The following is a 17,154-nucleotide window of genomic DNA, read 5'->3' on the forward strand; positions in this document are numbered from 1 at the left end:
GGGCCCCGGCCTCCGCCGGGGTGGTATTCCAAGCAAAGCGGACCGCCCGTTCCCTGTTTCCCCGCGAAGGCGGGGACCCAGACTGGGCTTCCGCCGTCGCGGGAGAACACGGACGCGGGAGCCGCCGCTCGTTTCCACCCACGCGGTCTGCCAAAGCACGATCATCACCGGTTAGCCGCGATGATCTGCCGGATCTTCGCATCGACCGCCGCATCCCCCTGCCCGGTCGCGAGCCCCTTGTACGCGGCGACCGCCGGCCGCCCGACCATCGTCCCGGACTTGTCGGCGGTACCGACCGTCGCATTCACCGACAGTCCGACCCGCAACGGGTTCCGTCGCAACTCCTCCTTGTCGAGCGCGATCCGGACCGGCACGCGTTGGGTGATCTTGATCCAGTTCCCGCTCGCATTCTGCGGTGGCAGCAGCGCGAACGCGTTACCGCTTCCCGCCCCCAGCCCGACGACATGCCCGTGATAGACCAGGTCGTCGCCATACATATCGGCGGTCACCGTCGCCGGCTGTCCGATCCGCAGATCACGCAGCTGCGTCTCGCGGAAGTTCGCGTCGACCCACACCCGATCGAGCGGCACCACCGCCATCAACGGCATCCCCGCCGACACCTGCTGGCCGAGTTGCACCGTCCGCTGCGCCACGACCCCGTCGATTGGCGCGACGACGTGCATGTGGCTGCGCGTGATCGCCGCGCGCCGATAGGCTGCGATCGCCGCCATCACCGCCGGGTTGTTCGAAACAGTGGTTCCCGCGACGCCGTTCTGCGACTGCGCCTGCTGGCTCCGCGCGAGTTGCAGCGTCGCGCTCGCCACCTTCACCTGGTCCGCCGCATGGCTCAGTTCCTCACCCGAGATCGCGCCTTCGGCAGCAGCGCCTCGCCGACGAGCGAGATCGTTCCGCGCCCGCGCCAGTTCGGCCTCGGCCTGCACCACCGCCGCACCGGTCTCGTTCACCTTCGAAAAGTCCGACCGCGTCGACCGCACCGCGCGCGCCAGTTCGGCCTCCGCCGACGCGACACCGACATCCGCCGTCGCCGCATCGAGATCGATCAACGGCTGCCCCGCCTTCACCACCTGGGTGTTGTCGGCGTAGATCGCAGTCACCTGCCCCGGATCGCGTGCAGTGATCGCCACCACGTCGCCCGCGACATACGCGTCGTCGGTCGCCTGCGCAGGCGCGGCGAGCAGGAAGTGGAACACCGCCCACACGATCGCGGCGATCACGACGACCACGCCCAGGATCGTCAGCGCGCGCTTGCGCCCCTGCGGATTACCGGCGGGAGCAGCTGGTGCCGCAACAGGTGCCGAAACAGGTGGGGGTGTCTGCGTGTCGGTCATCGGTTCAAATCCTGCAAATCGAAACCACCGCCCAGCGCCAGCACCAGCTGGACGCGCTGTTGCGCGGCATTGGCGGCAAGGTCGGCATCGGCCTGTTCGGCGGCGAGCAGCCGCACATCATTGTCGACGAGATCGAGTCGGCTATCGAGTCCGCTCGACACCCGTATCGCGTTCAATCGCCCGGTCTCGGCATAGCCGCGAACCACCTCGCGTTGTCGCGTCCGGTCGGCATCCAGCGCACCGATCCGCGCGACCGCATCCGCCGCCTCGCGCACCGCGCCGACGACCCGGTCGTTGTAATCGGCGGTCGCCAGATTCAGCACCGCAGTCGCGCCCGCCAGATCCGCCTTCAGCCGGCCATTGTCGAAGATCGGCAGGTGGATCGCCGGCCCAGCACCGACCGTCCCCGCATCGAGCGACACGAGATTGCCGAGCCCGATTGCCTGGAACCCCGCCAGCGCCGCCAGGTTCACGTTAGGATAGAACGCCTTCCGCGCCACCTGGCGCCCGGCTGCAGCCGCCTCGATCCGCGCCTGTGCCGCCGCGATGTCGGCCCTACGCGCAAGCAGGTCGGCGGGAACCGTCGCAGGCAGCGGCAAGACCGCGTCGAGCCTCAACGCAGTCGCACCGATAGCCACGGCGTAATCCACCCCCCGCCCGGCAAGCGCCGCCAGCGCATTCTTCGCCAGCACCTGCCCCGCCTCCGCGCGCAGCAAAGCCTGTCGGGCCTGCGCCAGCAACGTCGTCGCCGCCTGCGCCTCCAGCTTGCTGCTCAGCTTGTTGCGGATCCGCACGTTCACCAGCCGCAACGTATTTTCGCGCGTCGCGATCGTCCGCCGCGCGATCCCCGCCTGCGCCTCGGCGCGTTCGAGGTCGATATACGTCTGCACCACCGCGCCCGACAGCGCCAACCGCGCCGCCGCCACGTCGAGCGCCGCCGCCCGCACCGAAGCCCGCGCACCGACGATCGCCGCCTTCTGCCGCCCGAACAGATCGAGGTTCCAGCTGAGGTTCGCCGCCGCCGTCCCGACGAACCGCGTCGTCCCCGCATAGGGCGGCGGAATGGTGTAGCGCCCGCTCAGCCGCGCGAACTGCTCCTGGGCATCGAGCGTCACGTCCGGGCCGTTGTCCGCACGCCGCGTCGACAACACCGCCTGCGCCTGCGCGACCCGCGCCAACGCAGCGTCCAGCGACGGATTACCCGCCACCGCATCGCTCACCAGCCGATCGAGCTGTGGATCGCCAAACCCGCGCCACCAATCCGCCGCGATTACCGGCGCCCGGTCCGCCGCAAGGCCCAGGGTGCTGGCCGATAGCGGCTCTACGATCGCCCTGGACTCGGGAATTGCGCATCCCGTCAACAGCCACGCGACCGTCACCGGCACGAGTGCGATGCCTATCTTCATGGTCGAAGTCCCTCGGTCAAAGCATCGTCCAGCGTGGTGCGAAGTTTCTGCATCAGTTCGATGAGCGTCTCTATCTCGGTCCTGTCCCAGCCCGTCAGCAGGGTGTTCCAGTATTTGATGATAGTATCGCGACACCGGATCGCGACCGCTTCACCGTTTGGCGTCAGTTCGAGATTGAGCACCCGCCGGTCGTCGCTCGCGCGCGACCGCGTTACCCAGCCATTTTGCTCCATGGCATCGACCAACCGGGTCGTCGCACCCTTGTCATGCGCGAGATCCCGCGCGAGGTCGGCACAGGTCGCCGCGCGCCCGGCCAGGATCGACATGAGTGCCGACCACTGCGTGCCCGACAGCCCCTCTGCCACGAAGACGGGCTCGATCAGGCTCTGCCCGATCTGGTGGATCCGCCGCGCGAGGTAGCCGAGTGAACAGTCCGGCCCGAAATCAGTTTTCGTGTAAAACGCCATATGGTTGCCATGGCAACCATTGCCCAGGCAGTCAATTGCGCGTTTTGCATGTTGAAGGGTTTCGATCGTCGCCTGCTCGAAACGAAAAAGGCCACCCGCGCGTACGGATGGCCCTTTTCGTACCGGCGCGACCCGGCGGCAGGTCAGTCGATCAGAAGCGCAGCGTGATCGATCCCTTGTAGGACTGGTTCGATACGTCCTTGCGCTCGACGGTCGTGTCGGCGCCGACCGACACGTCCACCCGGTCGCCGACCAGCGTCAGTCCTGCGCTGATCTCACCCCAGTTCTTGTCCCGCCCGGCCAGCGCGAACAGCGCATTCGGGCCGATCCCGCCGACGAAGTTGGCGCCGAACACGCCCGGCGTCGACTGGAAGTCATGGACGAAGTTCGCCGCCGCATAGGGCTTGATCGAAGCGCCGCCGCTGAGCGTCAGCCCGGCACGTCCCTGCAGACTGTCGAAGCTGTCGCGATCCACGAACAGCGCAGGCCCGCCGCCATTCTCGACCGACTTGCCGAAGCCGATATGACTTGCCCGGATCGACACGCGCGGGCCGACCTTCAGCATCGACAGGTCGAACGCCTTGCCGAGCCCGACTTCGCTCACCACGGTCAACGCATTGTCGGAGCTGCGCAGGCGGTAGTTGGTGCCGACGAACCCGACGCTGCGATCGGTCTTCGCGACGAATGCGCCCGCGCTGAACTGCGTATCGAGGACGATCCCCGATGCGCTCTCGAGCTTGCCGTACAGCGTGCCTTGAAACAGTTCGCCCTTGGCGCGCTGTGCGATTCCGCCAGTGGTGCCGTCGGTGTTGGTGTACGAGAACGAGAAGCCGATTACGCTGCCCTCGCCTGCCTGCTTCTCCAGCCCGGCAGCGACGAAATACCCATCGAACGTGTCGCGCCCGCCTAACGGATTAGTCCCCGGCATCGACCGGCTATGGCCGTCGATATACCCACCGGCGATGAAGCCGCCCATGTCCTCGGGCAGCTTGCCCTCCTGGAGCACCGTACCGCTCGAATCGCTCATCATGCCCTGCCCGCCAGGCATGTCGCTCGCCATCAGCGATGCGACCTGGACCGGCTTGCCGATCATCGCCAGCGTGCCGCCAAGTCCGCCCCGCGTGTCGATCTGTGCGATGTGGTCGCGGTAGAAACGCGACGCCGTGTCCACCGAGGCGATGCCGAGACTCGTCTTCAACGTTTCCGCGCGAGGAGCGAGACCCTCGAGCGTCGAGCGGATCGTTGCGGCGTTCTGCAGGTCGAGCGAACCATACACGCCGCTCAACGCCGCGTAGTTCGACCGGTTCTGGTCGAGCAGGCCTGCATAGGCGGACTGGACCGGCGTCGCGGCGACGACGTTGCGGTACTGCCCGGCGAGGATCCGCACCTGGACCGAATTGGCGGTGTAGACATAGCTCGGCGTCAGGATTGCGCTGAACGGCGTTGCCGCGCCGAAGCTGCCGGTGATGCCGCCCTGCGCGGTCACGATCGTGTAGAGGTCGTTGTACCGGATCGTCTGGCCCGCGACCGGCGCGAAGCCGACCTTGCCGCCCAGATTGACGATCCCGTTGGTCGCCGCGCCCGCCGCGTTGAAGGTGGTCGCGACGAACGCGAGCTTGTCGGACGTGCCGTTCGGCCCGAGATCGATCAACAGGTTCGTTCCCGACGCCAGCACGCCGTTGCCACCGACCGTCAGCGTGCCGATCGTTCCCGTGGTGCCCGGCGCGATCATGCCGGCGACGCTGGTGAAGAACGGCGTGTTGATGCGGCCCGATCCGGTCAGCAGGCCCGACAGCATGAAGTAATCGCCCCGCGTCGAGATCGTCCCGTCGTTCTGGACGACACCCGTCACCTGGTTGATCGTCATCAGGCTGGTTAGTGATCCTGCCGCCGTCACCGCCAGCTTCGCCGTGCTGCCCGCGACCGTGAACTTGTCGACCGTTACCGCCGAGCCGAGCGTGGTCGTGCCCGCTGCCGACAACGTCACGTCGTAATAACGTGCGCTGCGCTGGATCGTCCGGTCGGGATCGATGTTGTTCGGCACGAAATTGGTCGCACCCGGCAGGCCGTTGGCCAGCGTCGGCGACAACACCGCCAGTGCTACCGCATCGCCTCCAGCTTGTGCGACGTCGTCGGCGTTGCTCAGCAGCGTCCCGTCGGCCTTGCCCCCGTGCGCCACGGTTTCGAGGATCAACCCCGCCGCCGCGGCACCGGATGTCGGCGCCTTGGCGGTCGTCGCCGCCACCGCCGGCGCGTCGCTCTTGGTCGTCACCGGTACGCCGTCGACGGTCTCGATGCCCGTCTTCACGTCGATGCAATCCGTGTCGAAACAGACCTGGCCGAACTTGTTGCCGTCACCGGCGATTCCCGCACCGGGGGTGGTCGGCACGCCGTTGACCAGCTTGCCATCGACGATGATCTGGTAATTCGGATCGAGCGCGGTCACCCAGTGGGACGCATCGGTCCACGACCCGTCGCCAGCCTTCGTCTGGGCATAGCGATACGGGTTATTGGCTGCGATATAGTCGGAGAAAAGGTACAGCGGCTGATAAAAGCTCTGTGTGCCATAGGCGCCGAACGGGGTCTCACCGTAGAACCGGCTGCCACCCGACAGCACGCCGATCACGACCTGCTTGGCGAACGTGCGATCGAGGATCAGCGGACCACCCGAGTCGCCGCCCGCCGTCGTGCCCTCGTTGGGCAACGCGTCGTCCTTGAACAGGTTGAAGTCGTATGGGCTCGCTGCCGCCGTGCCGCGACGCGGATCGTCGAAGTCGAGCTGGTACAGGTTCTGCGGCAGAGCGTCGGTCGATCCGAACAGGAATGCGTCGCGGTCGTCGAACGAGCCGAGGATGCCGATCGTGTTCTCCGCGATGCGGCGACGGTAGTCGATGCCATTGGTATCGCCCGTCACCGTGCCACCCTGACCACTGCGACCATAACCCGTGATCGTCACATGGTACCCGGTGCCGGCCGTGTCGCTGATCGCCGCCGGCGCAGGCAATGCGGACAGCAGCAATGCCCAGGTCGGCACGTTGGCCGCTGGCGTATCGAGCGTCGCGATCGCGACGTCGCCCTGGATAAAATTCTGCCCGAGCCCGAGCTTCAGCGAGTCGGCGTTATAGACGACCTGGTTGACGTTGTAGAGGAAGTTGGCGGTGCTGGTCTTGAACTGGTTGGGGTTGGCCGCACCCGTTGCAGTGGTGCCCAGGTACCAGTCGCGTACGGCCGGCAAGTTGTTCTGCGCAAAGCCGAACGCGATCGGGATACCGCCGCCCTGCGACCCATAGCCCCAGGGATCCTGAGCGCCGGTACCGGCGTCGTTCTCGTTGACGCAGTGCGCTGCGAAGATGACCGTCCGGGGGTTGATCAGCGTACCGGTGCAGATGCCGAGCCCCCCGCTGGCCGACGCGATCGTCATCTGGCCGACGCCGTTCACGCCGTTGGCCGGATCCTGTGCCGATGTCGGCGTACCGGGCGCACTGATGACGATGCTCGGCGCATTCACGAGGTCGACGGGGTTGAGCGAACTGCCATAGGATATCGTATCGGCACCGGTCGGGCGATCCTGTGCCGATACCATTGTCGGGGCGAGCGCCGATGCCAGGAGCGCGGTCGATGCCAGCAGGCTCGTGCGCACATGGCGCGACACGGCACGCAAGGTAACATTGGTCATCTGGATCCTCCTGATTAGCGCCGTTTCGTCCGAAACGTGCGTTCTTTCATCGAGGGTATGGCTGCGATTTTTTGAACGCAATCGACGAAAGGTTCAGAACCCGGAGCGTGTCACAATCTGTAATATTTGCTGTAAATTTGTCACAGATCAGATGGTTGACGGCAAGGAAGGTAAGTGAAGTTCGCGCATGCACCTGCCCTTCGGCCACGCGTTGTTCCTTGCATCGGCGTAGGCCGGACTACCGCCACGCAATCGACGGCGTGGTGAAAGTAACGATTAGCCGAGCGTTCGATCGAGCCGGTCGAGGCATTCCGCGAGGAGCGCAGCAACGAGGTGACTCCGTTGCTCATCGGCAATTGCCAACGCATGCGTGATCGCGGTGCGCAGCGCAGCGGTTTCGTCATGCATTGTGGTCATGAGACGTGATCGGCCTTGATCCACGCGAACGCAATGGTCTGAGTTATGTTCCGTCTATTAAATTTACGTTTTAGGACCAGAATGAACCTTCGATATGGCTTTTACGTGTGACGGTGGCGTAGGCTTTGACCATGGCGCATGATCACGATGAAAATCTCGACTCGGCACAAACTGCCGAAAACCTCCTTCAGGTTCGAGGTTTGCGTTCTGATATCTTTCCCAGCGAAATATTCGACGAACATGCCTGGAACATGATGCTGCGCCTGTTCGTCGCGCAGTCGAAGGGAGATGCGGTGTCCGAGGCCGATCTCATCACCTTGACCGCGACGCCGTCTGGTGTCGGGCAGCGCTGGCTCGCCCATCTCGTCGCCGATAACCAAGTCGAGCCGTATGCAGACGGCGATCCGGTCGTTCTTACGCAGCCGGCGCTAGATCGAATGGATCGATTTCTGCGCATGTCGAGCGGAATCCATCAGTCTGACGGCCCCGCCTGATCGACGGCTGATACCCGCCTGGTAGACAGCAACGATCGGGAGTGACGTTTAGCGCGCGACACTGGCAACCGCACCCTTCCCCGATCGGCTCCCCCTTGCTAAGGCGCGCGCAGTAACAGCATTTTTTGCTCGGTTCCCGGCGCGCCCGCGTGGCCTTCATGGCTGCTTTCCCCTCGGCGCCCGGCGGCCCGACGCCCACGGGAAGGACCCCTATGACTGCCATTGGCCAGGATACCCTCAAGACCCGCACCAGCCTTTCGACCGGCGGCAAGTCGTACGACTACTACAGCCTCGCCAAGGCGTCGGAACAGCTTGGCGACATCAGCCGCCTGCCATTCTCGATGAAGGTGCTGCTTGAGAACCTGCTCCGCTTCGAGGACGGCGTCACCGTCACGCGCGACGACATCCAGGCGATCGTCGACTGGCAGAAGGAACGCCGCAGCGACCGTGAGATCCAGTATCGCCCCGCCCGCGTACTGATGCAGGATTTTACCGGCGTTCCCTGCGTGGTCGACCTCGCCGCGATGCGCGACGCGATGACCAAGCTCGGCGGCAACCCCGAGAAGATCAACCCGCAGGTCCCCGTCCACCTCGTCATCGATCACTCGGTGATGGTCGACGAGTTCGGCACCCCCCAGGCGTTCCACGACAACGTCGACCTTGAATATGAGCGCAACATCGAGCGCTACGAGTTCCTCAAATGGGGTTCGAAGGCGCTCGACAACTTCCAGGTCGTCCCCCCCGGCACCGGCATCTGCCACCAGGTGAACCTCGAATATATTGGCCAGGCCGTCTGGTCGTCGGCGTCGTCGGGTGACCACGGCGACGGTACCATGATCGCGTATCCCGATACGCTGGTCGGCACCGACAGCCACACGACGATGATCAACGGTCTCGGCGTGCTCGGCTGGGGCGTCGGCGGGATCGAGGCCGAGGCCGCGATGCTCGGCCAGCCCGTGTCAATGCTGATCCCCGAGGTCGTCGGCTTCAAGCTGCTCGGCAAGCTCAACGAGGGCATCACCGCCACCGATCTCGTGCTCACCGTCACGCAGATGCTGCGCGCCAAGGGCGTGGTCGGCCGCTTTGTCGAGTTCTTCGGCCCCGGCCTGTCGTCGATGACGCTCGCCGATCGCGCGACGATCGCCAACATGGCGCCCGAATACGGCGCGACCTGCGGCTTCTTCCCGATCGACGACAAGACGCTCGACTACATGCGCCTCACCGCGCGCTCGGACGAGAATGTCGAACTGGTCGAGGCCTATGCCAAGGCCAACGGCTTCTGGCGTGACGAGAACGCCGAGGATCCGGTGTTCACCGACACGCTCGAACTCGACATGGGCACCGTCGTCGCCTCGCTCGCCGGCCCGAAGCGTCCGCAGGACCGCGTCAGCCTCAACAAGGTCGACGAGGTCTTCAACAGCGACCTCCACAAGCTGTACCACAAGGAGCAGCCCGCGCGCGTCGCCGTCGAAGGCCGCGAGCATGACATCGGTGACGGCGACGTCGTCATCGCCGCGATCACCAGCTGCACCAACACGTCGAACCCGTCGGTGCTGGTCGCCGCCGGTCTCGTCGCGCGCAAGGCGAACGCACTCGGCCTCAAGTCGAAGCCTTGGGTGAAGACGTCGCTCGCCCCCGGTTCGCAGGTCGTCACCGACTATCTCGACAAGGCTGGCCTGACCGCCGACCTGAACGCGCTCGGGTTCAACCTCGTCGGCTATGGCTGCACGACCTGCATCGGTAACTCGGGGCCGCTCGCGCCTGCGATCTCGGCCGCGATCAACGAGAACGACCTCGTCGCCGCGTCGGTCCTCTCGGGCAACCGCAACTTCGAGGGCCGCGTGTCGCCAGACGTCCGTGCCAACTTCCTCGCCTCGCCACCGCTGGTCGTCGCCTATGCGATCAAGGGCACCGTCACGACCGACATGATCGAGACGCCGCTGGGCCAGGGTTCGGACGGTCAGGACGTGTATCTGCGCGATATCTGGCCGACCAACGAGGAAGTCCGCACGACGATGGACGCCAACATCGACGCCGGCATGTTCGGCGCGCGCTACGGCGACGTCTATGCGGGCGACGCCAAGTGGCGCGAGATCGACGTCACCGGTTCGGACACGTACCAGTGGCGCGCAGGGTCGACCTATGTCGCCAACCCGCCCTACTTCGACGGCCTGTCGATGACCCCCGCCCCGGTGCAGGACATCATCGACGCCAAGCCGCTCGCGATCCTCGGCGATTCGATCACCACCGACCACATCTCGCCGGCCGGTTCGATCAAGGCGGATTCACCCGCTGGTCGCTTCCTACAGGAGCATCAGGTCAGCAAGGCGGACTTCAACAGCTATGGCGCACGCCGCGGCAACCATGACGTGATGATGCGCGGCACGTTTGCCAACATCCGCATCAAGAACGAGATGGTCCCCGGCATCGAAGGCGGCATGTCGAAGTACGACGGCGAAGTCATGGCGATCTACGACGCCGCGATGCGCTTCAAGCAGGACGGCACCCCGCTGGTGATCGTCGCCGGCAAGGAATACGGGACCGGCTCGTCGCGCGACTGGGCCGCGAAGGGCACCAACCTGCTCGGCGTCCGTGCAGTCATCACCGAGAGCTTCGAGCGCATCCATCGCTCGAACCTGGTCGGCATGGGCGTGCTGCCGTTGCAGTTCGCCGAAGGCACCGATCGCAAGACGCTCGGTCTCGACGGGTCGGAGACGTTCACGATCCTCGACGTCGCGAGCATCCGCCCGCGCCAGGACGTCACCGTCAAGATGACCCGCGCCGACGGCACCAGCGAGACGTTCCAGACCAAGTGCCGCATCGATACCGTCAACGAGCTGGAATATTTCCTCAACGGCGGCATCCTCCACTACGTCCTGCGCAAGCTGGCCGCGTAAGACTTGCTACGTCGTCCCGGAGCGATCCGGGACGACGCCTAAGCCGAGACTGACGCCGACGCCGACGCCGACGCCGACGCTGACGCTGACGCCTTCAGCAACCCACAACTACCGTCATCCCAGCGAAAGCTGGGATATCTCCGTGAGGCCTACGTCGCCCACCACGAGGGATATCCCAGCGTTCGATGGGATGACGTGCTTGGGATGATCGAGGGAGCACCGGCTCGGCGGCTCGCGCACGTCCCGAACGAAAAAATGCGGGGCGATCGCAAGGATCGCCCCGTAGTTCAGGGAGAAGACCGGGACAGGGGAGACCCGGTCAAGTCGCCGTCCACAGGGGGAGAGGGGCGGCGACCCACTCCCTTTCGTCCCGATATGTTGCAGCGATATGTCGGACGGGGCGACGGACGAACTTTTAGTTAAGCGCTGCCAACCTGTTCTCCCGCGAGAGCGGGAGCCCAGGGTTCCAAGCGTCAACACTAGCGACCCCTGACCTCACCCTCGCCACCTTCGGCGTCTCCCCTCTCCCATCGGGAGAGGGAAGGGGCCCGCCGGCTCTTGCCGGTGGGAAGGGTGAGGGCAAGGTCAAGCCTCAGCCTCGGGAAAGCGCCCGCCCCGCCACCGCATCCAGCTTCGCCACCAACACAGGATCGCGCGCGTCCCGCGCCGTAATGATCGCGCTATCCAGGCATGTATCGATCGGCGAAGCTTCCCGATCCACCGGCAACGCACGCAGCAACGCCATCACCATCGCCCGAGCCTTAGCCGCATTCGCACCAAGCTGTGCCACGACCTGCGCGACGTCGACGCCCGCCTCGTCCTCGCGCCAGCAGTCGTAATCCGTCACCATCCCGACCAGCGCGTACGGAAGCTCCGCCTCCCGCGCGAGTTTCGCCTCGGGCATCGCCGTCATCCCGATCACGTCGCAGCCCCATTGCCGGTACAGCAGGCTTTCCGCACGTGTCGAGAATTGCGGGCCTTCCATCGCCAGATAGGTCCCGCGGTCGTCGACCTGCGCGCCAGCCGCCCGTGCTGCGTCGACCGCATATCCCGAAAGCCGCGGACACACCGGATCCGCCATCGAGACATGCGCCACCAGCCCACTCCCGAAAAAGCTCGACGGCCGCCCCTTGGTACGATCGATGAACTGGTCGACGATCGTGAAGCTGCCGGGCGGGCGCTGCTCGACCAGCGAACCGACCGACGACACCGCCAGCACGTCGGTCACACCCAGCCGCTTCAACGCATCGATGTTCGCGCGGGCGTTCAGCTCGGACGGCGAAATCCGATGCCCCCGCCCATGCCGTGGCAGGAACGCGACGCCGACATGGCCTACGCGGCCGGTGTAGATCGCGTCCGACGGTTCGCCCCAGGGCGTCTCGACCGTCCGCCAGCGCCCGTCCTCGATCCCGTCGACCGCGTACAGTCCGGAGCCGCCGATGATCCCGATCGTCCAGCCGGTCACTCCGCGAGCGCTCGCGGACGTGCATAGACGAAGTAAATCACCAGCCCGAGCAGGTTCCAGAGTCCGAAATACAGTTGCGTCTTCGAAGGCAGGCTGAAGAACAGATACAGGCACCCGAGGATACCGATCGTCCCTACCAGTGTCGCAGCCGGTGCCCGGAACGTCCGCACCGCATCGGGCGCACGGCGACGCATAACCAGCATGCACGCACACACCGCAACGAATGCCGCCAACGTGCCCGCGTTCGCCAACGCAGCGATCTCGGCGAGCGGCAACAGCCCAGCGATCACCGCAACGATTGCCGCAGTGATCCAGGTGATGCGGACGGGGGCACCTCGCTTGGAGACCTTGGCGAGGCTCAACGGCAGCAACCCATCACGCGCCATCGTGAAGAAGATGCGGCTCTGGCCGAACAGGAAGGCAAGCAGCACCGTCGGCAAGGCGATGACGGCAGAGGCTCCCAGGAAGGTCGCAAACCCCGGTTGGCCGATCTCGCGCAGGATCAGCGCGAGCGGCTCGGCGCTGCCGGCGAACTTGGTGTAGGACAGCGCACCCACCGCCGCGACCGCCACAAGGATGTAGATCGCGATGCAGGCCACCATCGACCCGACGATCCCGATCGCGAGATCGCGGCCGGGGTTCTTGGTTTCCTCCGCGGCGGTCGAGATCGCGTCGAAACCGTAAAAGGCGAAGAAGATGATCGCAGCCGCCGCCATCACCCCGCGCTCGGCGCCATCGGGCTGCACGGCCTTGGGAAAGCCGTAGGGCATGAACGGGTGAAGGTTGGCCGCGTTGAAATAGTGCAACGCGATGAACACGAACACCGCGAGCGCGATCATCTTCACGCCTACCAGCACCGCGTTCAGCGTCGCACTCTCGCGCGTGCCGAACGACAGCACGCCGGCCACGACCGCAATGATGAAGATCGCGGGGACGTTGAGGATACCGCCAAGCTCAGGGCTGAGCGTCAGCGCCTCGGGAAAGCCGAACGCGCCACGCAGCAATGGCGCCGCATAGCCCGACCAGCCGACCGCGACGGTCGACACCACCAGCGAATATTCCAGGATCAGCGACCAGCCGATCACCCACGCGATCAGCTCGCCGAGCACGACATAGCTGTAGGTGTACGCGCTGCCCGACGCGGGAATCATCGTCGCCATCTCGGCATAGGCGAGCGCCGCGCAGGCACAGATTCCGCCGGCGATGATAAAGGACAGGATCACGGCGGGTCCGGCGAGCCCCGCGCCGACGCCGATCAGTGTCAGGATGCCGGTGCCGACGATCCCACCGACACCCATCGCCACCAGATGCGGCCACGACAAGGTCCGCGCGAGCTGATGCTCGGGCGGCTGCTCGGTGACGATTTTTCGGCGAAGCAGGCTGGCCACGGATATCCCCTCTTGTTGCCGCGGGGAGTGGCACAGGACGGGACCGGGGGGCAAGGCCAGCGGCCAATCACTACCCCAGCGAAATCTCCTCCCCGGCGGAGGCCGGGGTCCAGTTGGCAAGGTCATCGTGACGATGCGCAGCGCTATGTCAGCAGCGTTTCCCAACTGGGCCCCGGCCTTCGCCGGGATGGTAGAAGAGTCGCCGAAATCGAACGGTAGTTCGAACCTCCCTGTTCTCCCGCGAAGGCGGGAGCCCAGCCTGGGTCCCCGCCTTCGCGGGGACACAAACTACCTAACGGTGGCAGTCAAACGGTGAAGCTTTCCCCGCACCCGCATGCCCCCTTGGCGTTGGGGTTCTGGAACACGAACCCGGCAGTGAAATCGTCCTCGACCCAGTCCATCGTCGACCCGATCAGATACAGGATCGACCCGCCATCGACGAACAGCGTGCCCCCCGGCGTATCGATCCGCTCGTCGAAAGGCTTGGCCTCAGTCACGTAGTCCACCGAATAGGCCAGCCCCGAACACCCGCGCTTCGGCGTCGACAGCTTCACGCCGATTGCATCCGCCGGAGCCCGCGCCATAAGGTCGGCGATCCGCGCATGCGCCGTCGCCGTCAGGTTCAGCGCCGCCGGCCGTGCTCGCAATGTCGTCGCCATCACCAATTCCTTCTGCTCCCCTCCCGCCTGCGGGAGGGGTCGGGGGAGGGCTTGAACAGCAGCGTTCCGCTCTCCCCTCCCCTAACCCCTCCTGCAAGCGGGAGGGGAATGATTACAGCATCCCAAGCTCTAGCTTGGCCTCGTCCGACATCTTCTGCGGATCCCAAGGCGGATCCCAAACCAGGTTCACTTCTGCAAACCCGACCCCCGGCACCGACCCGACGCGCATCTCGACCTCGGCCGGCATCGATTCCGCCACCGGGCAATTCGGCGTCGTCAGCGTCATCGACACCACCGCATGCCCGTCATCCGTCACCTCGACGCCGTAGATCAGCCCCAGATCATAGATGTTCACCGGGATCTCGGGATCATAAATCTCCTTCAGCGCATCGATGATCGCATCATACACCGCGCCACCAGGCTCGCCGGGCGAATCCACCTGCGGCTTCTGCGCCAGGAAGCCCGCGAGATAATCGCGCTTGCGCTCCGCATCGGAGTCCGTCTCCATCACGACGCGCGCCTTCGGCGGCGATGCGACGGCATCCACTTCCTCGATCTCGAACCGATCGCTCATTTAAAGATCCTCGTTACTCGCTCGATACCGCGCACCAGCGCCTCGACGTCCGCCGGCCCGTTATACACGCCGAAACTCGCGCGCGCCGTCGCATCGACGCCCAGCGCCTCCATCAACGGCTGCGCACAGTGATGGCCGGCGCGGATCGCGACGCGCTCCTCGTCCAATATGGTGCCGATGTCGTGCGGATGAACCCCCTCGATCGTGAAGCTCACGATCCCCGCCGAGTCCGCCGGGCCGTAGAGGCGCACCGAATTGATCCCCGACAGCGCGTCACGCGTCGCCGTCACCAGCGCGCTCTCATGCGCGTGGATCGCGTCGAGCCCGATGCTATCGACATAGTCGATCGCCGCATGCAGCCCGAGCGCGCCGACGATATGCGGCGTCCCCGCCTCGAACCGTCCGGGCGGCGGCGCGTAAGTGGTCTTCGCGAACGACACCTTGTCGATCATCGACCCACCACCCTGGTACGGCGGCATCGCGTCGAGCAATTCCGGCTTGGCCCACAGCACGCCGATCCCGGTCGGCCCGTACAGCTTGTGCCCGGAGAACACGTAGAAATCGCATCCGATCGCCTTCACGTCGACCGTGATCCGCGGCACCGACTGGCACCCATCGAGCAGGATCTTCGCGCCGACCGAATGCGCGATCTCGGTCGCGCGCTTGGCATCGAGCACAGAGCCGAGCACATTCGAGACATGCCCGAGCGCGACCAGCTTGTGTGCCGGCGTGATCATCCGTTCCATCGCGTCGAGATCGATGCGGTGGTCGGGGGTCAACGGCAACACGTCGATCGCTGCGCCGACGCGCTCGGCGATCATCTGCCACGGCACGATGTTCGAGTGATGCTCCAGCATCGAAAGCATGATGCGATCACCCGCCTTCAACTGCGTCCCGGCCCAGCACTGCGCGACCAGATTGATAGCCTCGGTAGCACCGCGCACGAACACGATCTCGTCCGCCGAACCTGCGCCGATGAACCGAGCGACGGCCTTCCGCGCGGCCTCATAGGCGACCGTCATGTCCGCCGAGCGCTGGTACACCCCGCGGTGCACGGTGGCATAGGTCTCGCCATACGCCCGCGTAATCGCGTCAACTACCGCCTGCGGCTTCTGCGCAGTCGCGGCGGTATCGAGATACGCCCAGCCCTCGGGGATCGCCGGGAAGTCCGACAGGCGATCCAAGGCCTTCCCTCCCGCTTGCGGGAGGGGTCGGGGGAGGGCTTGGTCGATGGTAATACTCATGATGAAGCCCCTCCCCCAACCCCTCCCGAAAGCGGGAGGGGAGCAGAAAGCGCCCGCTCCAGCCACGCATCCGCGTCCGCCACGAAAGCATCCCGCACAGTCTCGTCAGCAATCTGCACGAACGCATCGCCAACGAACGCGCGCGTGAGCAGTGCCTGTGCCTTGGCATGCGGAATGCCGCGGCTCTGCATGTAGAACAGCGCGCGCTGATCGAGCTCGCCGACCGTCGCGCCATGCGCGCACTTCACGTCGTCCGCGAAGATCTCCAGTTCTGGCTTCAAATTCACTGTCGCGGTGCGCTGCAACAGCAGCCCGCGGAGCGACTGCACGCCGTCGGTCTTCTGCGCATCGCGCGCCACCTCGACCCGCGCCGCAAGGCTCGCCGTCGACTTGTCCGCAGCGACCGCACGCCAGATCTGCTTGCTCTGCCCGTTTAGCGCCGCATGCCGCACCGACACCGCGCACTCCTGCCGCTGATCGTTCCGCGTCAGCAACGCGCCGCCATATTCGGCAAACGCATCGTCACCCGTCACGGTGATCGCGCCGTCAATCCGCGTCCCGGCATCGCCCGCGCCGAGCACCGTCACGATCAGACTCGCCTCGGCACCGACGTCGACCTCGTCGCGCAACGATACAAAGCCGCTGGACTGAAGCAACCGCACTGCCCGCGTCAGCTTAGCACCCTTACCAAGCGCCATCCGCGTAGACCGGTTCGACCAGCCAATCCCGACATACGTCTCGACGACCGAAGCGCTCGCGCCATCGGCCAGCACGATCTCCGCCGGAAGCTGGTTCTCGCCGCCCGTCGCGATGTGGACGATCTGGAGAAGCTCAACGCCGGAATTCGCCTCGACCCGGATCGACCAACCGTTGCCCGTTGTACGACGACCGAGCGCATGCTCGCCGCCGTGAATCGCCGTCATCGTGACATGGCGCAGATCGCTCCGACCCTGATCCAGCACGCCGTCAACGAACAGCGCACGCGCACCCGGCAGGTCCATAAACCACGCATCCGCGTCCAGCGCGGCACCGCGCGGCAGTCCGGCCGCCGCCGCAATCGCCGCCGGATCACCCCAACGCCACGATTCCTCGCGCGTCGAGGGAAGGTCGAGCAGCAT

At 65.6% G+C, this 17,154-nt stretch carries 13 protein-coding genes; 2 read left to right on the plus strand and 11 right to left on the minus strand.

All coding sequences use genetic code 11. From position 1 onward, the window contains the following. Nucleotides 1-164: 164 nt before the first annotated feature. The 5 genes from SJY41_RS10155 to SJY41_RS10175 all read right to left on the minus strand — a co-directional run bounded on the left by SJY41_RS10155 (nt 165) and on the right by SJY41_RS10175 (nt 7,315). The gene (locus SJY41_RS10155; RefSeq protein ID WP_380781362.1) at nt 165-1,349 is read right to left on the minus strand and encodes an efflux RND transporter periplasmic adaptor subunit; all 1,185 of its coding nucleotides are present in this window, start codon (nt 1,347-1,349) and stop codon (nt 165-167) included. Then, nucleotides 1,346-2,755, minus strand: coding sequence for an efflux transporter outer membrane subunit (locus tag SJY41_RS10160; protein ID WP_380781364.1), 1,410 nt, complete (start codon nt 2,753-2,755; stop codon nt 1,346-1,348). Before SJY41_RS10160 ends, SJY41_RS10155 begins: the two co-directional genes overlap by 4 nt. After that, the gene (locus tag SJY41_RS10165; protein WP_380781366.1) at nt 2,752-3,222 is read right to left on the minus strand and encodes a MarR family winged helix-turn-helix transcriptional regulator; all 471 of its coding nucleotides are present in this window, start codon (nt 3,220-3,222) and stop codon (nt 2,752-2,754) included. The genes SJY41_RS10160 and SJY41_RS10165 overlap by 4 nt, the downstream gene beginning before the upstream one ends. Before the next feature lie 151 nt (nt 3,223-3,373). Beyond that, complete coding sequence (locus SJY41_RS10170; RefSeq protein WP_380781368.1) at nt 3,374-6,898, minus strand: autotransporter domain-containing protein; 3,525 nt, start codon at nt 6,896-6,898, stop codon at nt 3,374-3,376. Nucleotides 6,899-7,174: 276 nt separating this feature from the next. Next, nucleotides 7,175-7,315, minus strand: coding sequence for a hypothetical protein (locus SJY41_RS10175; RefSeq protein ID WP_380781370.1), 141 nt, complete (start codon nt 7,313-7,315; stop codon nt 7,175-7,177). Nucleotides 7,316-7,446: 131 nt separating this feature from the next. Here SJY41_RS10175 and SJY41_RS10180 point away from each other — a divergent pair, with 131 nt between their 5' ends. Beyond that, a complete protein-coding gene (locus tag SJY41_RS10180; RefSeq protein ID WP_380781372.1) occupies nt 7,447-7,809 on the plus strand; it encodes a hypothetical protein in 363 nt (120 codons plus the stop codon). 212 nt (nt 7,810-8,021) lie between these two features. Then, nucleotides 8,022-10,706, plus strand: coding sequence for an aconitate hydratase AcnA (acnA, locus tag SJY41_RS10185; protein WP_380781374.1), 2,685 nt, complete (start codon nt 8,022-8,024; stop codon nt 10,704-10,706). A 592-nt stretch (nt 10,707-11,298) separates the two neighbouring features. Here acnA and SJY41_RS10190 read toward each other — a convergent pair. From SJY41_RS10190 to SJY41_RS10215, 6 genes are all read right to left on the minus strand, one after another. Next, nucleotides 11,299-12,171: an S-methyl-5'-thioadenosine phosphorylase gene (locus SJY41_RS10190; RefSeq protein ID WP_380781376.1), complete on the minus strand. Its 873-nt coding sequence runs from the start codon at nt 12,169-12,171 to the stop codon at nt 11,299-11,301. Continuing rightward, nucleotides 12,168-13,559 carry an amino acid permease gene (locus tag SJY41_RS10195; RefSeq protein WP_380781378.1) on the minus strand — a complete coding sequence of 464 codons (1,392 nt, stop codon included), beginning with the start codon at nt 13,557-13,559 and terminating at the stop codon, nt 12,168-12,170. Before SJY41_RS10195 ends, SJY41_RS10190 begins: the two co-directional genes overlap by 4 nt. A gap of 305 nt (nt 13,560-13,864) precedes the next feature. Continuing rightward, complete coding sequence (locus tag SJY41_RS10200; protein ID WP_332754289.1) at nt 13,865-14,218, minus strand: iron-sulfur cluster assembly accessory protein; 354 nt, start codon at nt 14,216-14,218, stop codon at nt 13,865-13,867. A 112-nt stretch (nt 14,219-14,330) separates the two neighbouring features. Continuing rightward, on the minus strand, nt 14,331-14,792 hold the full coding sequence (locus tag SJY41_RS10205; protein ID WP_380781380.1) for an SUF system Fe-S cluster assembly protein: 462 nt from the start codon (nt 14,790-14,792) through the stop codon (nt 14,331-14,333). Next, a complete protein-coding gene (locus SJY41_RS10210; protein WP_380781382.1) occupies nt 14,789-16,036 on the minus strand; it encodes a cysteine desulfurase in 1,248 nt (415 codons plus the stop codon). The genes SJY41_RS10205 and SJY41_RS10210 overlap by 4 nt, the downstream gene beginning before the upstream one ends. Continuing rightward, nucleotides 16,033-17,154, minus strand: coding sequence for a SufD family Fe-S cluster assembly protein (locus SJY41_RS10215; protein ID WP_380784107.1), 1,122 nt, complete (start codon nt 17,152-17,154; stop codon nt 16,033-16,035). Before SJY41_RS10215 ends, SJY41_RS10210 begins: the two co-directional genes overlap by 4 nt.

It is taken from the genome of Sphingomonas sp. R86520, assembly GCF_042466285.1.
GTDB lineage: Bacteria > Pseudomonadota > Alphaproteobacteria > Sphingomonadales > Sphingomonadaceae > Sphingomonas.